Source organism: Streptococcus infantis, from assembly GCF_047464715.1.
In the GTDB taxonomy this organism is placed as follows: Bacteria; Bacillota; Bacilli; order Lactobacillales; family Streptococcaceae; genus Streptococcus; species Streptococcus infantis_S.
On the sequence record NZ_JASHBJ010000001.1, the window covers coordinates 374,343 to 397,339 of the forward strand.

Annotated in this window: 29 protein-coding genes and 1 tRNA gene; 26 read left to right on the forward strand and 4 right to left on the reverse strand. The window is 35.3% G+C overall.

Features of this window, described 5'->3' with window-relative positions:
* The first annotated feature begins 150 nt into the window (after positions 1-150).
* From QM419_RS01870 to QM419_RS01905, 8 genes are all read left to right on the forward strand, one after another.
* The gene (locus tag QM419_RS01870) at positions 151-351 is read left to right on the forward strand and encodes a F0F1 ATP synthase subunit C (protein ID WP_001054551.1); all 201 of its coding nucleotides are present in this window, start codon (positions 151-153) and stop codon (positions 349-351) included.
* 32 nt (positions 352-383) lie between these two features.
* Complete coding sequence (atpB, locus tag QM419_RS01875) at positions 384-1,100, forward strand: F0F1 ATP synthase subunit A (RefSeq protein ID WP_070677210.1); 717 nt, start codon at positions 384-386, stop codon at positions 1,098-1,100.
* 18 nt (positions 1,101-1,118) lie between these two features.
* Positions 1,119-1,613, forward strand: coding sequence for a F0F1 ATP synthase subunit B (gene atpF, locus QM419_RS01880; protein ID WP_004253314.1), 495 nt, complete (start codon positions 1,119-1,121; stop codon positions 1,611-1,613).
* A complete protein-coding gene (locus QM419_RS01885; RefSeq protein ID WP_414277699.1) occupies positions 1,613-2,149 on the forward strand; it encodes a F0F1 ATP synthase subunit delta in 537 nt (178 codons plus the stop codon). The genes atpF and QM419_RS01885 overlap by 1 nt, the downstream gene beginning before the upstream one ends.
* A gap of 14 nt (positions 2,150-2,163) precedes the next feature.
* On the forward strand, positions 2,164-3,669 hold the full coding sequence (gene atpA / locus QM419_RS01890) for a F0F1 ATP synthase subunit alpha (protein WP_414272227.1): 1,506 nt from the start codon (positions 2,164-2,166) through the stop codon (positions 3,667-3,669).
* Positions 3,670-3,684: 15 nt separating this feature from the next.
* Positions 3,685-4,563 (forward strand): F0F1 ATP synthase subunit gamma, encoded by an 879-nt coding sequence (locus tag QM419_RS01895; RefSeq protein ID WP_178894906.1) that lies wholly within the window; start codon positions 3,685-3,687, stop codon positions 4,561-4,563.
* A gap of 80 nt (positions 4,564-4,643) precedes the next feature.
* Positions 4,644-6,050 (forward strand): F0F1 ATP synthase subunit beta, encoded by a 1,407-nt coding sequence (atpD, locus tag QM419_RS01900; RefSeq protein WP_414272228.1) that lies wholly within the window; start codon positions 4,644-4,646, stop codon positions 6,048-6,050.
* Between the two features lie 10 nt (positions 6,051-6,060).
* Positions 6,061-6,480 carry a F0F1 ATP synthase subunit epsilon gene (locus QM419_RS01905; RefSeq protein ID WP_006148659.1) on the forward strand — a complete coding sequence of 140 codons (420 nt, stop codon included), beginning with the start codon at positions 6,061-6,063 and terminating at the stop codon, positions 6,478-6,480.
* Positions 6,481-6,521: 41 nt separating this feature from the next.
* On the opposite strand, the gene QM419_RS01910 is transcribed toward QM419_RS01905, so the two are convergent.
* Positions 6,522-7,535, reverse strand: coding sequence for a lactonase family protein (locus QM419_RS01910; RefSeq protein WP_414272229.1), 1,014 nt, complete (start codon positions 7,533-7,535; stop codon positions 6,522-6,524).
* 188 nt (positions 7,536-7,723) lie between these two features.
* On the opposite strand from QM419_RS01910, the gene QM419_RS01915 reads away from it, so the two are divergent.
* The 4 genes from QM419_RS01915 to QM419_RS01930 all read left to right on the forward strand — a co-directional run bounded on the left by QM419_RS01915 (position 7,724) and on the right by QM419_RS01930 (position 11,506).
* Positions 7,724-8,887, forward strand: coding sequence for an AI-2E family transporter (locus tag QM419_RS01915; protein ID WP_178894909.1), 1,164 nt, complete (start codon positions 7,724-7,726; stop codon positions 8,885-8,887).
* Complete coding sequence (locus tag QM419_RS01920) at positions 8,877-10,109, forward strand: tetratricopeptide repeat protein (protein WP_414277700.1); 1,233 nt, start codon at positions 8,877-8,879, stop codon at positions 10,107-10,109. Before QM419_RS01915 ends, QM419_RS01920 begins: the two co-directional genes overlap by 11 nt.
* Positions 10,110-10,286: 177 nt before the next feature.
* Entirely contained in the window at positions 10,287-11,123 is an 837-nt protein-coding gene (locus tag QM419_RS01925; protein ID WP_414277702.1) for a DegV family protein, read from the forward strand.
* Between the two features lie 107 nt (positions 11,124-11,230).
* Complete coding sequence (locus QM419_RS01930) at positions 11,231-11,506, forward strand: HU family DNA-binding protein (RefSeq protein ID WP_004253345.1); 276 nt, start codon at positions 11,231-11,233, stop codon at positions 11,504-11,506.
* A gap of 213 nt (positions 11,507-11,719) precedes the next feature.
* On the opposite strand, the gene QM419_RS01935 is transcribed toward QM419_RS01930, so the two are convergent.
* Complete coding sequence (locus tag QM419_RS01935) at positions 11,720-11,962, reverse strand: type B 50S ribosomal protein L31 (protein ID WP_000710762.1); 243 nt, start codon at positions 11,960-11,962, stop codon at positions 11,720-11,722.
* Positions 11,963-12,054: 92 nt separating this feature from the next.
* Positions 12,055-12,993, reverse strand: a complete 939-nt coding sequence (locus QM419_RS01940) for a DHH family phosphoesterase (RefSeq protein WP_414277703.1) — start codon at positions 12,991-12,993, stop codon at positions 12,055-12,057.
* Positions 12,994-13,096: 103 nt separating this feature from the next.
* Between QM419_RS01940 and QM419_RS01945 the strand changes: the two genes are divergently transcribed.
* The 14 genes from QM419_RS01945 (at position 13,097) to QM419_RS02010 (ending at position 21,105) form a co-directional block, all read left to right on the forward strand.
* Complete coding sequence (locus tag QM419_RS01945) at positions 13,097-13,540, forward strand: flavodoxin (protein ID WP_263393487.1); 444 nt, start codon at positions 13,097-13,099, stop codon at positions 13,538-13,540.
* A gap of 114 nt (positions 13,541-13,654) precedes the next feature.
* Positions 13,655-13,921, forward strand: a complete 267-nt coding sequence (locus tag QM419_RS01950; protein ID WP_303942613.1) for a chorismate mutase — start codon at positions 13,655-13,657, stop codon at positions 13,919-13,921.
* Positions 13,918-14,292 carry a fluoride efflux transporter CrcB gene (gene crcB / locus QM419_RS01955; RefSeq protein WP_414277704.1) on the forward strand — a complete coding sequence of 125 codons (375 nt, stop codon included), beginning with the start codon at positions 13,918-13,920 and terminating at the stop codon, positions 14,290-14,292. The genes QM419_RS01950 and crcB (QM419_RS01955) overlap by 4 nt, the downstream gene beginning before the upstream one ends.
* Positions 14,286-14,615, forward strand: a complete 330-nt coding sequence (crcB, locus tag QM419_RS01960) for a fluoride efflux transporter CrcB (RefSeq protein WP_414277705.1) — start codon at positions 14,286-14,288, stop codon at positions 14,613-14,615. The genes crcB (QM419_RS01955) and crcB (QM419_RS01960) overlap by 7 nt, the downstream gene beginning before the upstream one ends.
* 118 nt (positions 14,616-14,733) lie before the next feature.
* Positions 14,734-15,081, forward strand: a complete 348-nt coding sequence (gene rplS / locus QM419_RS01965) for a 50S ribosomal protein L19 (protein ID WP_414277706.1) — start codon at positions 14,734-14,736, stop codon at positions 15,079-15,081.
* A gap of 44 nt (positions 15,082-15,125) precedes the next feature.
* Positions 15,126-15,197 (forward strand) — tRNA-Arg (locus tag QM419_RS01970).
* Between the two features lie 436 nt (positions 15,198-15,633).
* On the forward strand, positions 15,634-15,708 hold the full coding sequence (locus tag QM419_RS01975) for a hypothetical protein (RefSeq protein ID WP_237370558.1): 75 nt from the start codon (positions 15,634-15,636) through the stop codon (positions 15,706-15,708).
* A gap of 148 nt (positions 15,709-15,856) precedes the next feature.
* A complete protein-coding gene (locus QM419_RS01980) occupies positions 15,857-16,561 on the forward strand; it encodes a lantibiotic protection ABC transporter ATP-binding subunit (protein WP_060955840.1) in 705 nt (234 codons plus the stop codon).
* A complete protein-coding gene (locus QM419_RS01985; RefSeq protein ID WP_070800577.1) occupies positions 16,554-17,306 on the forward strand; it encodes an ABC transporter permease in 753 nt (250 codons plus the stop codon). The genes QM419_RS01980 and QM419_RS01985 overlap by 8 nt, the downstream gene beginning before the upstream one ends.
* A 1-nt stretch (position 17,307) precedes the next feature.
* On the forward strand, positions 17,308-18,036 hold the full coding sequence (locus QM419_RS01990; protein WP_060955838.1) for a lantibiotic ABC transporter permease: 729 nt from the start codon (positions 17,308-17,310) through the stop codon (positions 18,034-18,036).
* A 1-nt stretch (position 18,037) separates the two neighbouring features.
* A complete protein-coding gene (locus QM419_RS01995; RefSeq protein ID WP_060955837.1) occupies positions 18,038-18,706 on the forward strand; it encodes a response regulator transcription factor in 669 nt (222 codons plus the stop codon).
* Positions 18,685-20,022, forward strand: a complete 1,338-nt coding sequence (locus QM419_RS02000; RefSeq protein ID WP_060955836.1) for a sensor histidine kinase — start codon at positions 18,685-18,687, stop codon at positions 20,020-20,022. Before QM419_RS01995 ends, QM419_RS02000 begins: the two co-directional genes overlap by 22 nt.
* Positions 20,023-20,534: 512 nt before the next feature.
* Positions 20,535-20,813, forward strand: coding sequence for a type II toxin-antitoxin system RelB/DinJ family antitoxin (locus QM419_RS02005; RefSeq protein WP_060955835.1), 279 nt, complete (start codon positions 20,535-20,537; stop codon positions 20,811-20,813).
* A 10-nt stretch (positions 20,814-20,823) separates the two neighbouring features.
* Positions 20,824-21,105 carry a hypothetical protein gene (locus tag QM419_RS02010; RefSeq protein ID WP_060955834.1) on the forward strand — a complete coding sequence of 94 codons (282 nt, stop codon included), beginning with the start codon at positions 20,824-20,826 and terminating at the stop codon, positions 21,103-21,105.
* 525 nt (positions 21,106-21,630) lie between these two features.
* Here the strand turns inward: QM419_RS02010 and QM419_RS02015 are convergent.
* On the reverse strand, positions 21,631-22,995 hold the full coding sequence (locus QM419_RS02015) for a sensor histidine kinase (RefSeq protein ID WP_414277707.1): 1,365 nt from the start codon (positions 22,993-22,995) through the stop codon (positions 21,631-21,633).
* Positions 22,996-22,997 lie beyond the last annotated feature (2 nt).

Genomic DNA, 22,997 nt, shown 5'->3' on the forward strand with positions numbered 1-22,997 from the left:
ACATTAAAAATTTCTATATGATTGTCTTGAAAATCGTAAAAATGGAAATAAATGATTCAAAACGCTTCCATTCCTAGTAAAAAGTTGACAAAAGCAAATTTTAGGACTAAACTAGGAAGGTAAATTTAATTTAAAAAAGGAGAATTCATCATGAATTTAACATTTTTCGGACTTTGTCTTGCCTGTATGGGTGTATCTCTTGCAGAAGGATTTTTGATGAACGGTTTGTTCAAATCTGCAGCACGCCAACCAGATATCATTCCTCAATTGCGTAGTTTGATGATTATGGGGATTGCCTTTATCGAAGGAACATTCTTTGTAACCCTAGCGATGTCATTTGTCATTAAATAGACAACTCTATTTAGAAATGGAGGTGTCAAACCATGGAAGAAAGTTTGAATCCAACCGTTAATATTGGACCAATATCCTTTGATTTGACCCTGCTTGCCATGTCTCTTGTAACTGTTTTGATGGTTTTTGCCTTTGTCTACTGGGCAAGTCGAAAAATGACCATCCGTCCAAAGGGCAAACAAAATGCTCTTGAGATGATTTATGACTTTGTGATTAGTTTTGTAAAACCAAACATTGGAGATTCATACATCAAGGACTATTCCTTGTTCCTATTTTCTCTATTCTTGTTTATCTTGGTTGCCAATAATATTGGCTTAATGGCAAAAGTACAAACAACAAACGGTTATAACTTGTGGACTTCTCCAACAGCCAACCTTGGATACGATTTATCCCTCTCATTATTGATCACTTTGATCGCTCATGTAGAAGGAGTTCGTCGTAGAGGCGTTAAAGAATATTTGAGAGCATTTGTTACACCTGGCTTCATGACTCCGATGAACATTTTAGAAGAGTTCACCAATTTTGCCTCCTTGGCGATTCGGATATACGGAAATATTTTTGCCGGTGAGGTTTTAGCAGGATTGCTATTGGCCTTGTCACAACATGCCTTGTATTGGTATCCTTTTGCCTTTATTGCAAACATGTTATGGACAGCCTTTTCGATTTTCATTTCATGTATTCAAGCTTATGTATTTACCATGTTGTCATCTATGTACATTGGTAAAAAAATAAATGAAGGGGAAGAGTAAGTAGAGGAGGATTAGAAGATGGATTTAACTATTAGTACCATTATTGGTGACTTTATTCTGATCGCTGGTTCCTTCCTTTTATTGATCTTTTTAGTGAAGAAATATGCTTGGGGAAATATTACCAGTGTCTTAGATGAACGCGCTGAAAAGATTTCTTCAGATATTGATGGTGCCGAGGAAGCCCGTAAAAAGGCAGAGGAACTTGCTAGCAAACGCGAAGCTGAGTTAGCAGGAAGCCGTACCGAAGCTAAAACTATTATCGAGAATGCAAAGGAAACAGCTGAGAAAAGTAAAGCTGATATTTTGGCTGAAGCTAAACTTGAAGCAGGGCGCTTAAAAGAAAAAGCCAATCAAGAAATTGCTCAAAACAAAGCTGAAGCTTTACAAAGCGTTAAGGGAGATGTAGCTGATTTAACAATTAGTCTAGCTGGAAAAATCATCTCTCAAAACCTTGACAGTCAAGCCCATAAAGAACTCATTGATCAGTATATCGATCAGCTAGGAGAAGCTTAATGGACAAAAAGACTCTAAAGGTAATTGAAAAATACAGCATGCCTTTTGTCCAATTAGTGATTGAAAAAGGAGAAGAAGATTCTATTTTTTCAGACTTGTCTCAAATCAAGCAAGTATCTGAAGAAACAGGCTTACCTTCTTTTTTAGCTCAGGTGGCAGTAGATGAGTCGGATAAAGAAAAAACGGTTCGTTTTTTCCAAGACTCTGTGTCATCTTTAGTGCAAAACTTTATCGAGGTTCTACTTTACAATCACAGATCAAACCTATTTTATGATGTGATTGTAGATTGCTTGAATCGTCTTGAAAAAGAAACCAATCGTTTTGAAGTGACTATTTTGTCTGCACATTCTTTGACTGATGAACAGAAAGAACGACTAATTCCTCTAATCGAGAAAAAGATGTCTCTAAGAGTTCGTAGCATTAAGGAAAAAATTGACGATAGTTTAATCGGTGGTTTTGTTATTTTTGCCAATCACAAGACAATTGATGTGAGTATTAAACAACAACTTAAAGTTGTTAAGGAAAATTTGAAATAGAAAGTGGTGTTCTTTTGGCAATTAACGCACAAGAAATCAGCGCTTTAATTAAGCAACAAATTGAAAATTTCAAACCCAATTTTGATGTGACTGAAACAGGTGTTGTAACCTACATCGGTGACGGGATTGCGCGTGCACATGGACTCGAAAACGCCATGAGCGGTGAGCTGTTGATTTTTGAAAATGGCTCTTATGGTATGGCGCAAAACTTGGAATCAACAGACGTCGGTATTATCATCCTTGGGGACTTTACAGATATTCGTGAAGGCGATACAATTCGTCGTACAGGGAAAATCATGGAAGTTCCAGTTGGTGATAGCTTGATTGGACGTGTTGTCGATCCACTTGGTCGTCCTGTAGACGGACTTGGTCCAATCAACACAGATAAAACTCGTCCAGTTGAAGCACCAGCTCCTGGTGTTATGCAACGTAAGTCTGTATCAGAACCATTGCAAACTGGTTTGAAAGCTATTGACGCCCTTGTTCCAATCGGTCGTGGCCAACGTGAGTTGATCATCGGTGACCGTCAAACAGGGAAAACAACTATCGCTATTGACGCTATCTTGAACCAAAAAGGTCAAGATATGATCTGTATCTATGTAGCGATTGGACAAAAAGAATCAACAGTTCGTACACAAGTAGAAACACTTCGTCAGTACGGTGCCTTGGATTACACAATCGTTGTGACAGCCTCAGCTTCACAACCTTCACCATTGCTTTTCCTTGCACCTTATGCAGGGGTTGCTATGGCGGAAGAGTTCATGTACCAAGGGAAGCATGTGTTGATCGTTTATGATGACTTATCTAAACAAGCGGTAGCTTATCGTGAACTTTCTCTCTTGCTTCGTCGTCCTCCAGGTCGTGAAGCCTTCCCAGGGGATGTCTTCTACCTTCACAGCCGTCTACTTGAGCGTTCTGCTAAGGTTTCAGATGAGCTTGGTGGTGGATCTATCACTGCTCTTCCATTTATCGAGACCCAAGCTGGAGATATCTCAGCTTATATCGCCACAAACGTAATCTCTATTACGGATGGACAAATCTTCCTAAGTGATAGTCTCTTTAATGCGGGTATTCGTCCGGCTATTGATGCAGGTTCTTCTGTATCTCGTGTTGGTGGTTCTGCTCAGATTAAAGCCATGAAGAAGGTTGCTGGTACTCTTCGTATCGACCTTGCTTCATACCGAGAGTTGGAAGCCTTCACCAAATTTGGTTCAGACTTGGATGCAGCTACACAGGCTAAATTGAACCGTGGTCGTCGTACTGTAGAAGTATTGAAACAACCTGTTCATAAACCACTACCTGTTGAGAAACAAGTAACCATTCTGTATGCCTTGACTCATGGATTCTTGGATACTGTATCAGTAGATGATATTGTCCGTTTCGAGGAAGAGTTTCATGCCTTCTTTGATGCCCAACATCCTGAGATTTTGGAAACTATTCGTGAAACAAAAGACTTGCCAGAAGAAGCAGTCTTGGATGCTGCGATTACCGAGTTTCTCAATCAATCCAGCTTCCAATAAGAATAGAGGTGTCAGATGGCAGTATCTCTAAATGATATTAAAACAAAAATCGCCTCAACGAAAAATACTAGTCAAATTACTAACGCCATGCAGATGGTTTCTGCAGCTAAGTTAGGTCGTTCTGAAGAAGCTGCACGCAACTTCCAAATCTATGCTCAAAAAGTTCGTAAACTCCTTACAGATATCCTTCACGGAGATGGTGCTGGCGGATCAACGAATCCAATGTTGATTAGTCGCCCTGTCAAAAAAACAGGCTATATCGTCATTACATCTGACCGCGGTCTTGTTGGAGGATATAACTCTTCAATCTTGAAGGCTGTCATGGAACTGCAACAAGAATACCATCCTTCAGGTGATGATTTTGAAGTCATCTGTATCGGTGGTATGGGAGCAGACTTCTTTAAAGCTCGTGGTATTCAGCCAATTTATGAATTGCGTGGTCTAGCCAGTCAACCAAGCTTCGATGAAGTTCATAAGATTATTTCAAAAACCATTGAAATGTATCAAAATGAACTTTTCGATGAGCTCTATGTTTGCTACAACCACCACGTGAATACACTGACAAGTCAAATGCGTGTTGAGCAGATGCTTCCAATTGTCGACTTGGACCCAAATGAAGCAGATGATAACTACAGCTTGACTTTTGAGCTTGAGACAAGTCGTGAAGAAATCTTGGATCAGCTATTGCCACAGTTTGCAGAAAGTATGATTTACGGTGCTATTATTGATGCCAAGACAGCTGAAAATGCTGCTGGGATGACAGCTATGCAGACAGCGACAGATAATGCTAAAAAAGTTATTAATGATTTGACAATTCAGTATAACCGTGCCAGACAGGCGGCGATTACACAAGAAATTACAGAAATCGTAGCAGGAGCTAGTGCTTTAGAATAAAGCATCTTGCTCAGAGAAATGAACTTAGGACCTAGTCATACTAGGAACCGATAGTATCTTATACAGAATAGGAGAAGTAGATGAGTTCAGGTAAAATTGCTCAGGTTATCGGTCCCGTTGTAGACGTCATGTTTGCAGCAGGTGAGGAACTACCAGAGATTAATAATGCACTTGTCGTCTACAAAAATGACGAAAGAAAAACAAAAATCGTCCTTGAAGTAGCCTTAGAGTTGGGAGATGGTATGATTCGTACCATCGCTATGGAATCAACTGATGGCTTGACCCGTGGTTTGGAAGTATTGGACACAGGTCGTCCAATCTCAGTACCAGTTGGGAAAGAAACTCTAGGACGTGTCTTCAACGTTTTGGGAGATACCATTGACTTGGAAGCTCCTTTTGGTGAAGATGCAGAGCGTCAGCCAATTCATAAAAAAGCACCAACTTTTGATGAATTGTCTACCTCTTCAGAAATTTTAGAAACAGGAATCAAGGTTATCGACCTTCTTGCTCCTTACCTTAAAGGTGGTAAAGTCGGACTCTTCGGGGGTGCCGGAGTTGGTAAGACCGTATTGATTCAAGAATTGATTCACAACATTGCCCAAGAACACGGTGGTATTTCTGTATTTACTGGTGTTGGGGAACGTACTCGTGAAGGGAACGACCTCTACTGGGAAATGAAAGAATCAGGCGTTATTGAGAAAACAGCCATGGTATTTGGTCAGATGAATGAACCACCAGGAGCACGTATGCGTGTTGCCCTTACTGGTTTGACAATCGCTGAATACTTCCGTGATGTAGAAGGTCAAGACGTTCTTCTCTTCATTGACAACATTTTCCGTTTCACACAAGCCGGTTCAGAAGTATCTGCCCTTTTGGGTCGTATGCCATCAGCCGTTGGTTACCAACCAACCCTTGCGACAGAAATGGGTCAATTGCAGGAACGTATCACGTCAACTAAGAAGGGTTCTGTAACCTCTATCCAGGCCATCTACGTGCCGGCGGATGACTATACAGACCCAGCGCCAGCAACAGCCTTTGCTCACTTGGACTCAACAACTAACTTGGAACGTAAATTGGTTCAATTGGGTATCTACCCAGCTGTTGACCCACTTGCTTCAAGCTCACGTGCCTTGGCACCTGAAATTGTTGGAGAAGAGCACTATGCAGTAGCTGCTGAAGTGAAACGTGTTCTTCAACGTTATCATGAATTGCAAGATATTATTGCCATCCTTGGTATGGATGAACTTTCTGACGAAGAAAAGACTTTGGTTGCTCGTGCACGTCGTATTCAGTTCTTCTTGTCACAAAACTTCAACGTTGCGGAACAATTTACTGGTCAACCAGGTTCTTATGTTCCAGTAGCTGAAACAGTTCGTGGCTTCAAAGAAATTCTTGACGGTAAACACGATCATCTTCCAGAAGATGCTTTCCGTGGAGTAGGTTCAATCGAAGACGTTATTGCTAAGGCTGAAAAAATGGGATTTTAAGAGGTGATCTATGGCTCATTTAACTGTCCAGATCGTGACACCAGATGGCCTCGTCTATGATCACCATGCCAGCTTTGTATCGGTACGAACTCTGGATGGTGAGATGGGGATCTTGCCACGACATGAAAATATGATTGCGGTTTTAGCGGTTGATGAAGTAAAGGTCAAACGCATCGATGATGATACTCATGTGAACTGGATTGCAGTAAACGGAGGAATCATTGAGATTGCTAATAATGTGATTACCATTATTGCTGACTCTGCTGAACGTGCACGTGATATCGATGTTAGTCGTGCTGAACGTGCTAAACTTCGTGCTGAACGTGAAATCGAAGAAGCACAAGACAAACACTTGATTGACCAAGAACGCCGTGCTAAAATTGCATTGCAACGTGCTATTAACCGTATTAATGTCGGAAATAAATTATAAAATAAAAAAGAACTTGATCTTTATTCAAGTTCTTTTTTTTGTTAGTTATGAAAACTAATGCAGACCGCTTCAGGTACATGAAAGTCATTCGAAAGTTCTGCAAGTCGACCAGTTTCAGGATTGCGTTTAAAGACTGTCGCATTATCAGAATCCTGGTGAACAGCGATGAGGAACTCCTGGTCAGGTGATAAATCAAAATCACGTGGATTTTTCCCATGTGTTGGAACAATCTCTAATAACTCCAAGCTACCATCTGCTAAAACGCTATAGACAGCAATAGAATCATGTCCTCGGTTAGAAGCGTAGAGGAATTTACCATCTTTTGAGAGACGAATAGCGGCAGTTCCATTGAAACCATCATAGTCATCTGGTAAGGTTGAAATGACCTGCATTTGTTCAAATTCTCCGACACCATCGTAAATCAATACTTCAATCGTACTATTGAGTTCACAAATGAGATAAGCAATCTTGTAGTGGTGGTGGAAAACAAGGTGGCGAGCTCCAGCACCAGGATTAGAATTGTAGCTTGCTAATTTCTTTAATTTTCCTTCTGGACTGACATCGTAGGTAGTAACTTGGTCAGTACCTAAGTCACAAGTTACTAAATATTGGTCTGGTGTTAAATCTGTGTAGTGTACGTGAGGAGAAGTTTGGTTTTCATGTGGACCATGGCCGGTATGTTGAGCAATATCAGCTAATTTAAGACTGCCATCTTCTTTTCGTTTATAGACTAGCACCTGTCCTTTATGGTAGTTAGCGCCATAGACTAGCCCTCGTTTCTCATCAACTGCAACATAGCAGTGAGGTGCCCCTTCTTCAACGACGTGATTAAGTAGAGTCCCATCAGTCTGATAAGCTGCAATTCCCCCTTTGCCATCATGGCTTCCAACTGTGTATAAATGCTGGTCTTGATCAAAGGCCAAATAGGTTGGACTTGGTTCTGCTGCAAAGAGCTCTAGATTTGAGAGTTTGCCTGTTTCTGTATCAAAATCAGCCTTGTAGATCCCTTGAGAAATACGGCGTGTATAAGTTCCAAAATAGACTGTTTCTTTCATATTCATACCTCTAGAAAAATATACTTCAATTATAACATAAAAAGGTCTACTAGATGAAAATTCTAATTCATAAAACGGTCCTGGACTCTTGCCAAAAAGCTAAATTTATCCTTTTTTAAAACACTATAAAAACCCCTTATTTTTCTTAAAACATGGTATAATGTTAGGACAAAGGAAAGGAAGAAAAAATGGAACAAAAAGAGAAACACTTTACCTTATCTTGGTTTTTTAAATGGTTTTTAGATAATAAGGCTGTTACTGTATTTTTGGTGGCCTTGTTACTAGGTCTGAATATTTTTATTCTCAGTAAAATCAGCTTTTTATTTATCCCTGTTATAGACTTTTTATCAGTAGTCATGTTGCCGGTTATTTTATCGGGACTACTTTTCTACCTCTTGAATCCACTAGTAGATCTGATGGAGAAGTACAAGATTAACCGCGTCTTAGCCATTAGTATTATCTTCGTCATTATTGCCGTACTCTTGATTATTGGTCTAGCTGTTGCAATTCCAAACCTTCAACGTCAAGTAGTAATTTTTGCGCAAAATGTCCCAAGTTATCTCGAAGATGCTGATAGAGTTATTGATGACCTTGTAACCAAGCGTTTGCCAGATGACTTTAGACCTCAACTGGAACAGGTTTTAGCGCAATTTTCAACTCAGGCAACTGCATGGGCAAGTAATATTTCTTCTAAAGCTGTCAACTGGGTGAGTGCTCTTATTAGTGGAACGTCACAAGTGATTGTTGCTCTAATTATCATGCCATTTATGCTCTTTTACCTCCTTCGAGACGGTAAAGGGCTAAGAGACTATATCACTCAGTTTTTACCAAATAAATTAAGAGAACCAGTAGGTAAGGTTCTATCAGATGTGAACCAACAACTTGCTAATTACGTTAGAGGACAAATTACAGTCGCTGTAATCGTAGCTATCATGTTTATTATCTTCTTTAAGATAATTGGGCTTCGATATGCAGTAGCGCTCGGTGTTACTGCAGGTGTATTGAACCTTGTGCCTTATCTTGGAAGCTTCCTTGCTATGCTTCCAGCCCTTGTGTTGGGTCTCATTGCAGGTCCTGTCATGCTCTTAAAAGTTATTATCGTCTTTATTGTTGAGCAAACCATTGAAGGACGCTTTGTATCACCATTGATTTTAGGAAGCCAATTGAATATTCACCCAATCACAATTCTTTTTGTTCTATTAACTTCAGGATCCATGTTTGGTATTTGGGGTGTATTGCTAGGTATTCCAATCTACGCTTCTGCAAAAGTAGTGATCTCAGCTATTTTTGATTGGTACAAAGAAATTAGTGGACTTTATGAACCAGTAGAGGAGACTAATCGTGAACAATAGTCAACAAATGCTCGAGGCTTTAGAACAACAAGATTTGCCCAAAGCAGATTCCTATTTTCAAAAAGCAATAGAGGAAGATTCAGATGAAGTTCTTCTTGAACTTGCTGCATATCTCGAAGGGATTGGTTTCTATCCACAGGCAGCACAAATCTATGAGAAACTAGCACCGAAATTTCCAGAAGTCTACATCAATCTAGCTACAATTGCTGGTGAGGATGGATTGATTGAGGAAGCCTTTGATTATTTAGAGAATATTGGTCCTGAAAGCGAATGGTATGTATCAGCTCTTGCCTTAAAAGCTGATTTATATCAGATGGAAGGACTGACTGATGTTGCGCGTGAGAAGCTCTTAGAAGCTCGTAGCTACTCTAATGATTCTCTCTTGATATTTGGACTAGCAGAATTAGATAGCGAGTTAGGAAACGATTTAGAGGCTATTCAGGGCTATGCCCAATTAGATAATCGTGCTATCTATGATCAAACTGGAATTTCGACTTATCAGAGAATTGGTCTTGCTTATGCAAGACTTGGAAAGTTCGAATCTGCTATTGAGTTTCTAGAAAAAGCCTTAGAGTTAGAATATGATGACCAAACAGCCTATGAACTTGCCAGTCTCTATTTTGATCAAGAGGACTACCAAAAAGCAGTCTTATACTTTAAACAAATAGACACCATTTCCCCAGATTTTGAAGGATATGAGTACGGCTATAGCCAAGCCCTTCATAAAGAACACCAGACAGAAGAAGCTCTGAAAATAGCGCAACAAGGATTATCAAAAAATCCTTTTGAAACCCGTCTCTTACTCCTTGCATCTCAGTTATCTTACGAGTTACACCAACCTGAACAAGCAGAAGCTTATCTACTACAAGCTCAAGAGAATGCTGATGACCAGGAAGAAATTTTATTGCGCTTAGCGACTATGTATCAGGAACAAGAGAGATACGAGGATATTCTTGATTTAGAAGTTTATGAGCCTGAGAATCTCTTAACTAAATGGATGATTGCCCGAAGCCACCAAGAGACTGAGGAATTGGATTCAGCCTATGAACTCTATAAGGAGCTTGCTACAGATCTGAAGGAAAATCCTGAGTTCTTGGAACAATACATTTATTTATTAAGAGAACTAGGGAAGTTAGAAGAGGCAAAAACATATATTAAAGCTTATCTCAATCTCGTTCCAGACGATATGCAGATGCAGGAATTATATAACTATTTAATGTAAGATATCTAGAATAATCGCCTGAAAAGGGGCGGTTATTTTTTATAAACTATTTTAAAAATAATTAGGGAATAAGCCCTTAAAATAAATAGATATTGTATGAATTTTTGATAATTTTTTGATATAATTGATATTGTTAAGTTGAATAATTAAAATTCATGAAATAGAAAGATTTGAAATATGACAAAAGTAAAAATTGTAACGGACTCTTCTGTTACTATTGAACCAGAAGTAGTCAAAGAATTTGATATTACTGTCGTTCCACTATCAGTAATGATTGATAGTGTCCTTTATTCGGATGCAGATCTTGAAGAAGGAGAATTTCTTCGCTTGATGCAAGCTAGTAAAAATCTTCCTAAGACTAGTCAACCACCAGTTGGACTCTTTGCAGAAATTTTTGATGATTTGGGTAAGGATGGTAGTCAGGTTCTAGCTATTCACATGTCCCATGCTTTATCAGGAACAGTAGAAGCGGCTCGTCAAGGAGCAAGTCTATCAACAGCAGATGTCACTGTTTTGGATAGTTCATTCACAGATCAGGCCTTGAAGTTCCAGGTTGTAGAGGCTGCTAAACTAGCTCAAGAAGGAAAAGACCTTGAAACTATTCTAACTCATGTAGAGGACGTAAAAAATCACACTGAACTCTACATCGGTGTTTCAACTTTAGAAAATCTAGTAAAAGGTGGTCGCATTGGCCGTGTTACTGGTTTGCTGAGCTCTTTACTTAATATTCGAGTTGTTATGCAAATGAAGGACCATGAACTTCAACCGATTGTGAAGGGACGTGGTGCCAAAACCTTTAAGAAATGGTTGGATGAGTTAGTAGCCACTCTAGCAAATAGATCAGTAGCCGAGATTGGTATTTCTTATGCAGGTACAAATGAATGGGCAAATGAGATGAAAGCTGTTCTACAACCTTATGTTGAGAAGCCGATTTCAGTCCTTGAAACGGGCTCAATTATCCAAACTCACACCGGAGAAAACGCCTGGGCAATCTTAATTCGATATAATTCCTAAAAAAATTGAGAAAAATCTATAAAAACGTGTTTTTGACTTGACCTAAAAGGAAATTTAGGTTATGATTATAAGTGTTAATTAGAAATAATTTTGGAGGATTCATTAACATGGCAAACAAACAAGATTTGATCGCTAAAGTAGCAGAAGCTACAGAATTGACTAAGAAAGATTCAGCAGCAGCAGTTGACGCTGTATTCGCAGCTGTAACTGAATTCCTTTCAGCTGGTGAAAAAGTTCAATTGATTGGTTTTGGTAACTTCGAAGTTCGTAAACGTGCAGCTCGTAAAGGCCGCAACCCACAAACTGGTAAAGAAATCAAAATCAAAGCTTCTAAAGTTCCAGCATTCAAAGCTGGTAAAGCTCTTAAAGAAGCAGTTAAATAATGATTTTATAAAAAGCCCGTCATATCAAGCATTTGAGCTTGTGTGACAGGCTTTTTTTGTGTATAAAGAAAAAAAGTAGCAGGAGATATTAGAATTGAACGTTTAGTAGCTTGTAGTAAAAAATTTTCAATGATTACTAGAAGTGAAAGAAAGAAAAAAACAACTCCTAATCGGAGTTGTTTTCGTTCAACCTTATGCAAGTGATGCGGTTGATTATTTGAGACCGTATTTTTTGTTGAAACGATCCACGCGTCCATCTGCTTGAGTGAACTTTTGACGTCCAGTGTAGAATGGGTGTGAGTCTGATGAAATTTCCACACGGATCAATGGGTAAGTTTCGCCTTCGAACTCAACTGTTTCGTTAGAGCGTTTTGTTGAACCGCTAAGGAATTTGTAACCAGTAGTTGTGTCCATGAAGACAACTGGGCGATATTCTGGATGGATATCTTTTTTCATTTTGCAATATTTCCTTTCTGCCATGGTCTCTTTGCGAGCCATAGATTGTTACCATACTAGTCTATCAGATTCTGAAAAGTTTGGCAAGCTTTTTATCTATTTTTCAGTAAGTTTTTTAATTTTTGGTAGATAAGCTCATTCTCTTCTAAACTATAGGAATTTGCTCCGCTGGCAAGTGGATGTCCACCGCCGTCATGTTCTTTTGCGACTTCATTGATTGGAACAAATTTACTACGAAGACGTACGCGGTAGTGACCATCTGCTTGTTCCACAAAGATTCCCCAAAGGCTGACAGTATCGATACGGCCTGGAGCCCCTACGATAGCTGCTGTTTCTGCATCAGTAACTTCATATTTCTTCAAAATTTCTTGAGTAAGAATAACACGAGCAGCACCATTTTCATCAACTTCTAAGTGATCATAAACATAACCTTGAAGTTTGGCAATCTTAAAGCTCATAGTATCCATTTTACGTGTCAATTCGGCGTAGTCAAAGTTGTGTTCTCTGAGTTGACTTGCTACTCGAAGTGTTCGTACAGAAGTAGACGGATAAAGGAAACGGCCTGTGTCGCCAATAATCCCAGCGCAGAGCATTTTTGCAGCATAGTCGGATAATTCAAGATTAGTCGCTTCAGCAAAGAGAGCAATCATCTCACTCGCACTACTAGAATTTGTGTCTACCCAAACAAGATTTCCATATACTTCATCATTTGGATGGTGGTCAATCTTAATAATGGTATCAGCTTGAGTATATCGTTTATCATCGATACGTGCTGTATTTGCTGTGTCACAGATAATCGCAAGTGCACCTTGATAGTCTGTGTCATCTACTTGATCCATTTCGGCTAACCAAGTTAAGGTTGGTTCATTGAAACCTACAGCTTTGATAGTTTTTTCAGGAAAATGATGCTCAAGCAAGGCTTTTAATCCTATCTGGCTTCCTAAGGCGTCTGGATCTGGTTTCATATGACGGTGAATAATAATAGTATCGTATGCTTTAATTTTTTCTAAAATTTGGTGACAAATTTCCATAATGAACCTCAATTCTTTCTCATTTCATTGTAGCACAAGAGTTTTTATTTTTAAAATGAAAAAGATGTGATATAATGGAGAAAGATTAATTGAGGAGGACCTTATGGCATTAGCAAAAATTGTATTTGCCAGTATGACCGGTAATACTGAAGAAATCGCAGATATTGTAGCAGATAAATTAAGAGAATGTGGTTTAGATGTCGATGTTGATGAGTGTACAACAGTTGATGCTTCTGACTTTTTAGAAGCAGACATCGCCATTGTGGCAACCTATACTTATGGTGATGGAGAATTACCAGACGAAATGATGGACTTCTACGAAGACCTAGCAGATCTTAACTTGAGTGGTAAAATCTATGGTGTAGTCGGATCAGGTGATACTTTCTACGATGAATTCTGTAAAGCTGTTGATGACTTCGACCGAGTATTTGTAGCGACAGGAGCTGAAAAGGGTTCAGAGTGTGTCAAAGTAGACCTATCTGCCGAAGAAGAAGATATTGAACGCTTGGAGCAATTCGCAGAAGAATTAGCTGCTAAAGTTGGATAATATAATGTTGCACTGATTGGGTAAGTCAGTGCAGTTTTTATTAACCAGGATTAGGATTTTACTAGCCTATTTAGTGCTTTTTTGGTACAATAATTCAAATAAAAAGGAGACATTATGGACTTAGATATTATTAGACAAGAAATTGACCAAATCGATGACCAAATCGTCCAACTTTTAGAAGAAAGAATGCATCTAGTTGAGGGTGTCGTTGCTTATAAAAAGTCTACAGGAAAACCAATTTTGGATACTAAAAGAGAAGAAGCTATCTTTGAAAAGGTTAGAAATCGCGTCAGCAATAAAAAGTACGAAGAAACGATTGTTGAGACTTTTTCAGATATTCTCAAACGTTCGCGTGATTATCAGGATAAAACAATCAAATGAAAAAAGAAAAATTTTACCCTTTAGGAATCTTTCTAGCTGGTATGCTGGGAGGAATTATGCGTTTTCAGATTTCGAGATGGTTGCCATCTAGTACAGACTTCCCTTGGGGAACGCTTCTTGTCAATTATCTAGGGATTTTCTGCTTAGTCTATCTTGTGAAAGGTTATCTGGTTTCTAAAGGAAGTAGTAAAGGTGTCGTTCTAGCGCTTGGAACTGGGTTCTGTGGTGGATTAACGACATTTTCTAGTCTTATACTAGACGCTGTGAAAATGCTGGACACAGGACGATACATTAGCTTGCTTGTGTACCTAGTTTTGAGTGTCGGAGGAGGACTTTTATTAGCTTATTGTCTAGGGAGGAAGAAATGGTAGTAATCTATCTAGCGTTTGCTTGTGGACTGGGTGCCCTTGTCCGTTATTTCTTTTCTCGCTATAATCAAGGATCAGTGCTACCACTTGGAACACTCATAGCTAATCTTCTAGGTTGTTTTTTGATTGGATTATGCTATAACCATGTGGAGTCCAAGGAAGTCTATACCATCCTAGCTACAGGTTTTTGTGGTGGCTTGACCACGTTTTCAACCTTGAATGATGAACTCCAAAGACTACTTAGTAACAAGAAGGCATTTTATAGCTATTTATTATTAACCTACTTGCTTGGTTTTTTGGCGATTTTTTTGGGAATTTTGCTTTAAATTTCTTTACATTTTCTAGGAAATTTGGTAAACTGTATCTTGTGTGTAATGGACGCACAAAAATACAGTTTATCCGCTGAGGAAGTTTCCTCAAGATTGACAAAGATAGGAGAATAAAATGAATCCATTAATCCAAAGCTTGACTAAAGGTCAACTTCGTACAGATATCCCTTCATTCCGTCCTGGTGACACTGTTCGTGTACACGCGAAAGTTGTCGAAGGAAACCGTGAACGTATCCAGATTTTTGAAGGTGTTGTTATTGCACGTAAAGGTGCTGGCATCTCAGAAAACTACACAGTTCGTAAAATCTCTAACGGTGTAGGTGTTGAACGTATCTTCCCAATCCACACTCCACGTGTTGAAAAGATCGAAGTTGTTCGTTACGGTAAAGTACGTCGTGCGAAATTGTACTACTTGCGTGCTCTTCAAGGTAAAGCAGCTCGTATCAAAGAAATCCGTCGTTAATTCGATGATAAAAAACTCTGCTCATACGGCAGGGTTTTTCTCTAGCTCCCTTAGTTCAATGGATATAACAACTCCCTCCTAAGGAGTAGTTGCAGGTTCGATTCCTGCAGGGGGCATTATAAGAAGCGTAAAGAAGCATAAAGAATATTTAAAGGTTTTATTTATAGGCAATCATCACAAATTATTTTTTAAAAATAGGATAGTATATTTATATTTTTTGACCAAAACTTGACCAAAATTTGACCAAATTTTGACCAAAAATTAGATTTAAGTTAATGGATATAGAATAAAGTAGATCAGGAAGCTGGTCTATTTTGTTTTGTATTTTTTACTTTGATTTTTTTAGTATTTGTGAATATACTGAATGAAAGTTCTAGTTTAAATATGATATAATTACAAGATAATGAAGTTATATAAAAAATGAAAAAAATAGACTTGTTGCCCCTGTTCTTAAATGGGTAGGGGGAAAAAGACAGTTAATTTCGGACATTGAACCTTTAATACCAAAAAAGGATTTCTACTTATGTAGAGCCTTTTATTGGTGGTAGTGCAATATTATTTCATCTTCAACCAAATAAGGCGATTATCAATGACTATAATCAAGAATTGCTGAAGGATTTTAGATAAAAGTATGGGGGAGTAAGTGAACAGAAGAGTTGCTTACTCCTTTTTAAAATTTATATATGCTTTTTGTTTTACAAAAAAAATAGAGTAATTATAATTTGGTTATTTTTTAGTATTAGAATTGATTACATAAGAAACGGAGGAACATTATATGGAAATTATGCTTGAAACAAGAAATTTAACAAAGAAAATCAAAGAACAAATGGTACTTGAAAATATATCAATTAAAGCAGAAAAAGGAAAGATATATGGACTATTAGGACCGAATGGTGCTGGGAAATCAACGCTATTAAAAATAATTACTAAAGTTATGAATTGTACATCAGGGGATATTTTTTTTGAAGGAAAAAGCATGTGTACACAAGATTTAAAAAAAGTTGGAGCTATCATAGAGCATCCTGCCATCTATCCAAATTTAACAGCATACGAAAACTTAGAAGTTTTAACAGTATTATTAAATATTGATAAAAGAAGAATTGATTATGTGTTAAAAACAGTTGGGTTAGAAAACACAAATAAAAAATTGGTAAAAAATTTTTCATTGGGGATGAAACAAAGACTTGGAATTGCAATGACACTAATAAATAATCCAGAATTATTGATACTTGATGAACCAACTAATGGACTAGATCCTTTGGGAATTCAAGAGTTAAGAGAAATGATAAAAGAGTTTTCTAAAAAAGGGATTACAGTCATTATTTCAAGTCATATTTTGAGTGAGATTCAACAGATAGCAGATAGGATAGGGATTATTAATAATGGGCATCTCATTTATGAAGCTAATAATTCTGATGAGATGGATTTGGAAAAATTGTTTTTAGAAATGATAAAAAAGGATGTGAAAAATAATGATTAGTTATATTAAAACAGAGTTAATGAAAGAAAAAAGATCTGCTAACTTAAAGTTAGGAATTATTGTGCCGATAATTTTTGTTTTATTTAATATAGCTATGATTAGTTTGATGGGGGAAAGCCCAGAAGGAAAAAGTTACATATTGGCAACTTCTTTTAATTGGTATCCACTTTTAATTCTCCCAATAGTTTTGAGCTTACTAGTTGTGAATATAAATGGTAAAGAAAAGAGCGAGCATATTGTTTTACAAAAAAGCAAAAATCTAAGTTTTACAAAAATAGAATTGGCAAAAAATATTATTATTGTAGCTGAATTATTTATTATTCTACTAATATCAACAATATTAATATTTACTGTTGCGACATTTTTTCTAGGTGAAAAAATATCGCTAAGTCAATTAATTATAGCTACTATTTGTCTTTTTATTGGAAGTTTACCGATTGTTGCTTTATCTTTTTTGATATATGGACTTACAAAAAAGAAAGCTGTTCTTATATTGTTGAATTTTGTGTTGACATTCCCATCGGCTGTGATTGCAGTAACAAAAAATTGGATTTTATTTCCATGGTCATATAACTTGCGAATGCTTAGTCCAGTTGTTGGAGTACATCCAAATGGTACTTTTCTTGAGACTGGCTCTACACTAATGAATATGGATGCAACATACTTAGGATTGATTTTAAGTATTGCGGTCTATGTAGTCGTATTAACATTAAGTCTTCTAATTAACAACAAAAGGAGTAAATGAAGTGTATAATATGATATCATCATACTGGCTTAGAAGTAGAAGGACACCAGTAAGACTAATGACTTTTTTATGCCCAATCCTATTTTCTTTGATTTATGGTATTTATTCGATTAATTCAAAAGGATTAATAGGGAAAGAAATGGGAGTGTTCTTTTGCACATATATAATTTTAGCAAATTTTTCAATGTGTTTTTATATACCAATGATATATGAGGTTGATAAGGTAGCTGGGAATTTTGCAAATGATTTAAGGACTGGGATTAGTAGGAATAAAATATTCTTTTCTAAATCTATTTATATCTCTATATTACTATTTATAATTGAATTTATATCTATCTTGGTAATGATATTAATAGGGTTTGGAAAAGTTGAGTTTAATTATATAAGTACAGTTTTATGCTTTTTGATTGGTACAATTATGCTGATGCCAATGATTCCTGTTTATCAATTTTTAAGTTTGAAATTAGGTTTTTCTGGTAGTATACTAATCGGAATTTTTTTAACATTATCAGGTATTTTGTTAGGTACCACAGAATTAGGCGGTAATATTTGGTATTTATTACCTTTTGTTTGGCCGATAAAACTTATTTTTGCTTATACAAGTCATGAAGTTACAAGTCATGTTATTTTGATGTTTTTAGCATTATCAGTAATTATTACTGTATTGTTTATAGGCGTATTTAATATTTGGTATAATAGATGGGATGGTATTAATAAAATGGAGGAGTAGAATGAACTTATTAATCATAGATGATGATAAAGATTTATTACGACTTTTAGAGTTGACTTTTAAAAAAGAATATAATGTCGACCTTTGTGATTCAGCTGAAAAAATTGTTCCTGAACAGCTGGTTAAATATAATTTGATTATTCTTGATGTCATGATGGATAAAATGGATGGATTTGAGTTTTTATCACGATATAGAGAATTGATAGATGCACCGATTATCTTGTTGACGGCTAAAAGTTTTGAAAAGGACAAGATAGAGGGATTTGCCTTAGGCGCAGATGATTATGTTACAAAGCCATTTTCTGTATCTGAAATAAGGGCGAGGGTTGCAGCACATATTAGAAGAGAAAATAGAGATAAGCATAGTAGAATAATTGATTATCCAATTTCTTGTGACTTATTGTCTAAAAAAATATATTTCAAGGAAGATGAAATTACTCTTACCAAAAGTGAATATGAAATATGCGAATTACTTTTAAAAAATAGAAACCAGGTTTTTACTAAAGAAAAGATTTATACAACAATTTATGGATATGATGCTGAAGGTGATAGTTCAACTTCTATTACAGAAAGAATAAAAAAAATAAGAGAAAAATTTGCTGGATTTCATATAGATCCAGTTAAAACTATTTGGGGAGTAGGTTATCAATGGGAACTAAAAAAAGTTTAACCTATTTAATTAGTAAATTTGCAATTTTAGAATTGTTTTTTGTACTATTTATGAGTTTATTTTCCTATATGCCTCTAAACGTCTTAATTAACACTGGGGTAGTATATCCTGCAAATTATGCTGAAAGACATTCTGATACAGTAAAATATGAGTTTCAAAAAGAGAATTGGGAAATTGATAAAATACCATTTTTTTATGAATATCAATTAAGAGATAATGGAGAAATTATAGAAAATACGATTGATGAACGCTATAATCAAAAAATAAGTGAGGCATTGCAAGAAGGAAAATCTTCAAAGGAACACATAATAGGTTCAGATGTATTTAAGGCTTTTAAAAATGGTAATAAAGATTTGATCATAAAATATAAAATTAGTGCTATACCTACCAATCCAAATGTATACAAAATAATTGGAAATTTTGAATTGGTGTATTTTACAAGCATGTTTTGTCTGTGGCTAATTGGGTTTATTTATTTAATAAGTAATTTGACAAGGAAATTAAGGAGTGAAATTAGAAAGATATCCAAGGCTAATGAAAATATTGAAAAATTACAATTAGAATTTGAAAGAGAGTATTCTGATTATACAGAAATTTCAGGAGTGTTAGATTCTATAGATAGTATGGCAAGGAGCTTAAAGGCATCATTAGAAAAACAATGGAATATGCAGATGACACAAAAAGAAATGATTCAATCGATTACTCATGATGTGAGGACTCCGATTACTCTAATTAAGGGGAATATAGAATTATTAAAAGAAGATCAAGAAAATGTTCTTGAAAGAGCAGAAGATGCTTTAAATGGAGTGGAGAGATTGGAATCTTTTCTAAAAAAACTAAATGATTTTTCTGATTTGATGGAAGCTCCAAAGGAAGTTGTATCAAAAGAAGTTTTAGACGATTGGATAAAAATTGTGACTAGTATTTGTAAACTTAAGGGTTTTAGCTTGTCAATTCTTTCACATGATGCAAGTAATATTAAATTAGATAAAAATTCAATTTCTATTGCGTTACAAAATTTAGTAAATAATGCAATTGAGAATTCTTCAGTGGGTTCAACTATATTTATCGGTTTTTATGATGATATAGATGATTATACTATTGTTGTCAGGGATCAAGGCGATGGATTTAATGATGATATTCTTTATGATCTAAGGGAAAAATATGTATCAACAAAAATGTATGATAATAATATACATGGTTTGGGACTTTCAATTGTTACGAAAATACTTGAAACTAACAAGGGACAATTGTTACTAAATAATTACGATGGTCAAGGTAATGGTGCTGAAGTTAAAATGGTATTTAAAAAGTAAGCATATTTTAAAAAATTAATAAATCTGGTTACCAAGAGGGATAAATTTTCACTATTAAAGTGTAGAGGGAAATTTATCCTTTTTGCTTTTGAGGTATAAGAAAAATCTATTCCGTTATTAAGCAAAGAATCCTACATAGCAGAAAGCTAATTGATTTTTGACAACTGAATAGACCAAGGTGGGACGTTATCCATTTGTGGAGAATTATGATCTACGCCAAGACTTTTTTGCTTAGAAATTGGTTTAAATGAATACTGATAAGTGCCAAGAATAAAAGAAAAAGAGCGATAAATAGGAATACATAAAGAATAAAAGTATATTTTTTAATAGTTAATAATATACTTTTTAAACCAATAAATTGTTAGTTTCTGTTTAAATATTTGTTTAGTAAATATAGAATAAAGTAGATCAGTAAGTTGGTCTATTTTATTTTGTGTTTAATAGGTACTAAAACTCGAATTGTATATCTAAAAGTGATACAATAGATATACAAGAGTAAAAGGAGAATTGATATGTCACAAATTGCTGTTAGAGTAGATGATGATTTAAAAAAAGAAGCAACTGCGATTTTTAATGAATTAGGTTTGGATATGTCAACTGCTGTAAAATTATTTTTAAAACAAAGTGTTTTAACAAAAAGTATTCCCTTTAAACTTGCTTTAGATGAATATTCAAAAGATGAAGTAGAGCAAGCAAAGAAAGATATTCAAAGGTTAGTAAATGAAAAATCAGAAGTTGTAAAACTTGATTTTAAAAGAAAAGAAGATGTTGATGTATTTTTTAATGATTAGGAGATAGAAAATGGAAATAAAAAATGTGAGTTATTATAATTCTGTACCTCAATTTCTAAAACCAAAATTGAATTATTTTTTAAGAGATTTTTTAAATGATTATTCAGATCAATTAGATGAATTGGAAGCTGGTTCAGAATTTGATTCTGAAATTGAATATGAAGGAGATTTAGAAATATATTTTGTTAAATTTGTATTTAATAAAAAAGGTGGGGGAATTTTTGGTAATTCTGAAAGTGAGTTAGATATTTATTGCAATAATGAGCTCTGTTTAACTGCTAAATTGGGATAAAATGAAAAAAAACACTATCATTAGATAGTGTTATTTTTTTTGTTTTCATTATAAAATTGTGTTGCTATTTCTTTAACGTAGTTTTCATATTTTGAAGGAATATCAGCATTTTTGAGATAGTCTTGATAATTGAAGCTATCGTCTATTGGATATTCGCTATTAACTAAACTCATAAAATCAAGAATTCGTCCTTTTTCGCTATTATTTTCTATGTGTTCTTTGAAGGTATCTATTTGAGATAGTGAGTTGTTACAATCATCATTGATTAGATGGTGTTTCTCATGTAGTAGAACGTTTATTTTTTCGATCTCTGATGTATCGGCATTTTTAGAAATGTAAAGAAAGACAAAGAAAATTTAAAATGTTTATTTGAAGGCAATTATCACAAGTTCATTTTTAAAAATAATTTAGTATTTTTAATTTTTTTGACCAAATCATGACCAAATTTTGACCAAAAATTATATTTTGTCAATGGCTAGAGAATAAAATGGAGAAGACTCTAATGGTTCTTCTCCATTTTTTTATCTAATTGGTAATGTTGAAAATCGGAAGTGAAATGATACTTTCAAAGAATTCATTTTGGACACTAGCAAATGAAATAGAGCCCTGATGCAAATCAACAATTTGTTTTGAAATTTTTAGCCCAATTCCAGTCGTTCTAATTTTAGAAATATCAATGTTTTTAAAAGATAATTCATTAAGTTCAGCAATTTTTTCTGGTGAAGCTCCCTGTCCATTATCTTTGATTTCGACAATTACATTTGTATCTTTTTTGTATAAGTGGATTCTTATTGTGCAACCCTTTTCGTTATGTAAAACAGAGTTGTAGATGATATTATGGATAACTCTTGTGATTAAAAACTGCTCAATCATGATAGATTGATTAACAAGTGAATAATCGTAATCAAATTCAAATTCAAATTCATTCCAGATTTCTTGATTTAAAATATGGATGAGAATGTCTTTGAAGAAGGGGATAATTTTTGTTTCAGTCTGATTTAATTGAAGATGACCGGATGAAAGGCGAGCTACTATATTTAAGTCATTTAAAACATTTTGGATGTAATAGGATTCCGTCAATATTGGACGAATATGTTTTTTAGACTGTGTATCTAGTTCAGAATCATTTAACAAGGACGCGTTAGAAATGATGACAGAAAGAGGTGTTTTGATATCGTGTGCAATACCTGAAATCCATTGCTCTTTAAAGACTTCATTCTCTTTGAGTAGAGTATCGGTTTGATTAATTGCAGTTGTAAGATATTCTAGTTCTGATATAGAATTTATTGGATTTTTTAAACCATATGGGAGATTCTGAATAGCAGTTACAAGAGGCACAATTTTACGATTGATATGCGTCACGCCATAGTAGTAAAGAAGAGCGAAATAAAGGCAGTTGAAAAGCAATACTCCAAATGCTATTAGTGGAAACAGGCGAAGACTATCTATATCTAAGTAATTAAAACTATAACGAGCAATTTTATCTTTTGGAAAACCAACAACAATGATGTATCCACCTTTTATCTGACTAAAAACAGGATAATCTGAAAGATAATAGCGAGAAAACTGTAAAATGTCCCCGTAGTCAAATTGCGAAGGAACTTCTGTAGGTTTATACTGTTCGTACACTTGTTTTCCAGTCTGCTTATCCAATACCATGAGCCATAACTTTTGTTCTTTTAGACTAGAAATATCATTTTCAGGTATGTGGACGTTATTATTTGTGATGGTAATGTGTTCAGAAATTATTTTCACAGTCTCAGTAGCAGTTTGCTTTTTACTAATGTAGAAAACAAAACTGGCAATTAGAATAATATTGGTAATAAAGATAATGATGGAAGAAAAGATAAATTTCTTTAGTGAATACCTTAAAATTTTGGTTTGATTCATAA

Bases quoted from the DNA above. Each gene is read 5' to 3' on its own strand.
- QM419_RS01935 (WP_000710762.1), bottom strand. From the start codon at position 11,962: ATGAAAAAAGATATCCATCCAGAATATCGCCCAGTTGTCTTCATGGAC.
- QM419_RS02010 (WP_060955834.1), top strand. From the start codon at position 20,824: ATGGAAATAAAAAATGTGAGTTATTATAATTCTGTACCTCAATTTCTA.
- QM419_RS01945 (WP_263393487.1), top strand. From the start codon at position 13,097: ATGGCATTAGCAAAAATTGTATTTGCCAGTATGACCGGTAATACTGAA.
- crcB (WP_414277704.1), top strand. From the start codon at position 13,918: ATGAAAAAAGAAAAATTTTACCCTTTAGGAATCTTTCTAGCTGGTATG.
- QM419_RS02000 (WP_060955836.1), top strand. From the start codon at position 18,685: ATGGGAACTAAAAAAAGTTTAACCTATTTAATTAGTAAATTTGCAATT.
- QM419_RS01985 (WP_070800577.1), top strand. From the start codon at position 16,554: ATGATTAGTTATATTAAAACAGAGTTAATGAAAGAAAAAAGATCTGCT.
- QM419_RS01980 (WP_060955840.1), top strand. From the start codon at position 15,857: ATGGAAATTATGCTTGAAACAAGAAATTTAACAAAGAAAATCAAAGAA.
- QM419_RS01910 (WP_414272229.1), bottom strand. From the start codon at position 7,535: ATGAAAGAAACAGTCTATTTTGGAACTTATACACGCCGTATTTCTCAA.
- QM419_RS01905 (WP_006148659.1), top strand. From the start codon at position 6,061: ATGGCTCATTTAACTGTCCAGATCGTGACACCAGATGGCCTCGTCTAT.
- QM419_RS02015 (WP_414277707.1), bottom strand. From the start codon at position 22,995: ATGAATCAAACCAAAATTTTAAGGTATTCACTAAAGAAATTTATCTTT.
- atpD (WP_414272228.1), top strand. From the start codon at position 4,644: ATGAGTTCAGGTAAAATTGCTCAGGTTATCGGTCCCGTTGTAGACGTC.
- QM419_RS01870 (WP_001054551.1), top strand. From the start codon at position 151: ATGAATTTAACATTTTTCGGACTTTGTCTTGCCTGTATGGGTGTATCT.
- QM419_RS01895 (WP_178894906.1), top strand. From the start codon at position 3,685: ATGGCAGTATCTCTAAATGATATTAAAACAAAAATCGCCTCAACGAAA.
- QM419_RS02005 (WP_060955835.1), top strand. From the start codon at position 20,535: ATGTCACAAATTGCTGTTAGAGTAGATGATGATTTAAAAAAAGAAGCA.
- QM419_RS01915 (WP_178894909.1), top strand. From the start codon at position 7,724: ATGGAACAAAAAGAGAAACACTTTACCTTATCTTGGTTTTTTAAATGG.
- atpF (WP_004253314.1), top strand. From the start codon at position 1,119: ATGGATTTAACTATTAGTACCATTATTGGTGACTTTATTCTGATCGCT.
- crcB (WP_414277705.1), top strand. From the start codon at position 14,286: ATGGTAGTAATCTATCTAGCGTTTGCTTGTGGACTGGGTGCCCTTGTC.
- QM419_RS01885 (WP_414277699.1), top strand. From the start codon at position 1,613: ATGGACAAAAAGACTCTAAAGGTAATTGAAAAATACAGCATGCCTTTT.
- QM419_RS01950 (WP_303942613.1), top strand. From the start codon at position 13,655: ATGGACTTAGATATTATTAGACAAGAAATTGACCAAATCGATGACCAA.
- QM419_RS01995 (WP_060955837.1), top strand. From the start codon at position 18,038: ATGAACTTATTAATCATAGATGATGATAAAGATTTATTACGACTTTTA.
- QM419_RS01940 (WP_414277703.1), bottom strand. From the start codon at position 12,993: ATGGAAATTTGTCACCAAATTTTAGAAAAAATTAAAGCATACGATACT.
- rplS (WP_414277706.1), top strand. From the start codon at position 14,734: ATGAATCCATTAATCCAAAGCTTGACTAAAGGTCAACTTCGTACAGAT.
- QM419_RS01925 (WP_414277702.1), top strand. From the start codon at position 10,287: ATGACAAAAGTAAAAATTGTAACGGACTCTTCTGTTACTATTGAACCA.
- atpB (WP_070677210.1), top strand. From the start codon at position 384: ATGGAAGAAAGTTTGAATCCAACCGTTAATATTGGACCAATATCCTTT.
- QM419_RS01930 (WP_004253345.1), top strand. From the start codon at position 11,231: ATGGCAAACAAACAAGATTTGATCGCTAAAGTAGCAGAAGCTACAGAA.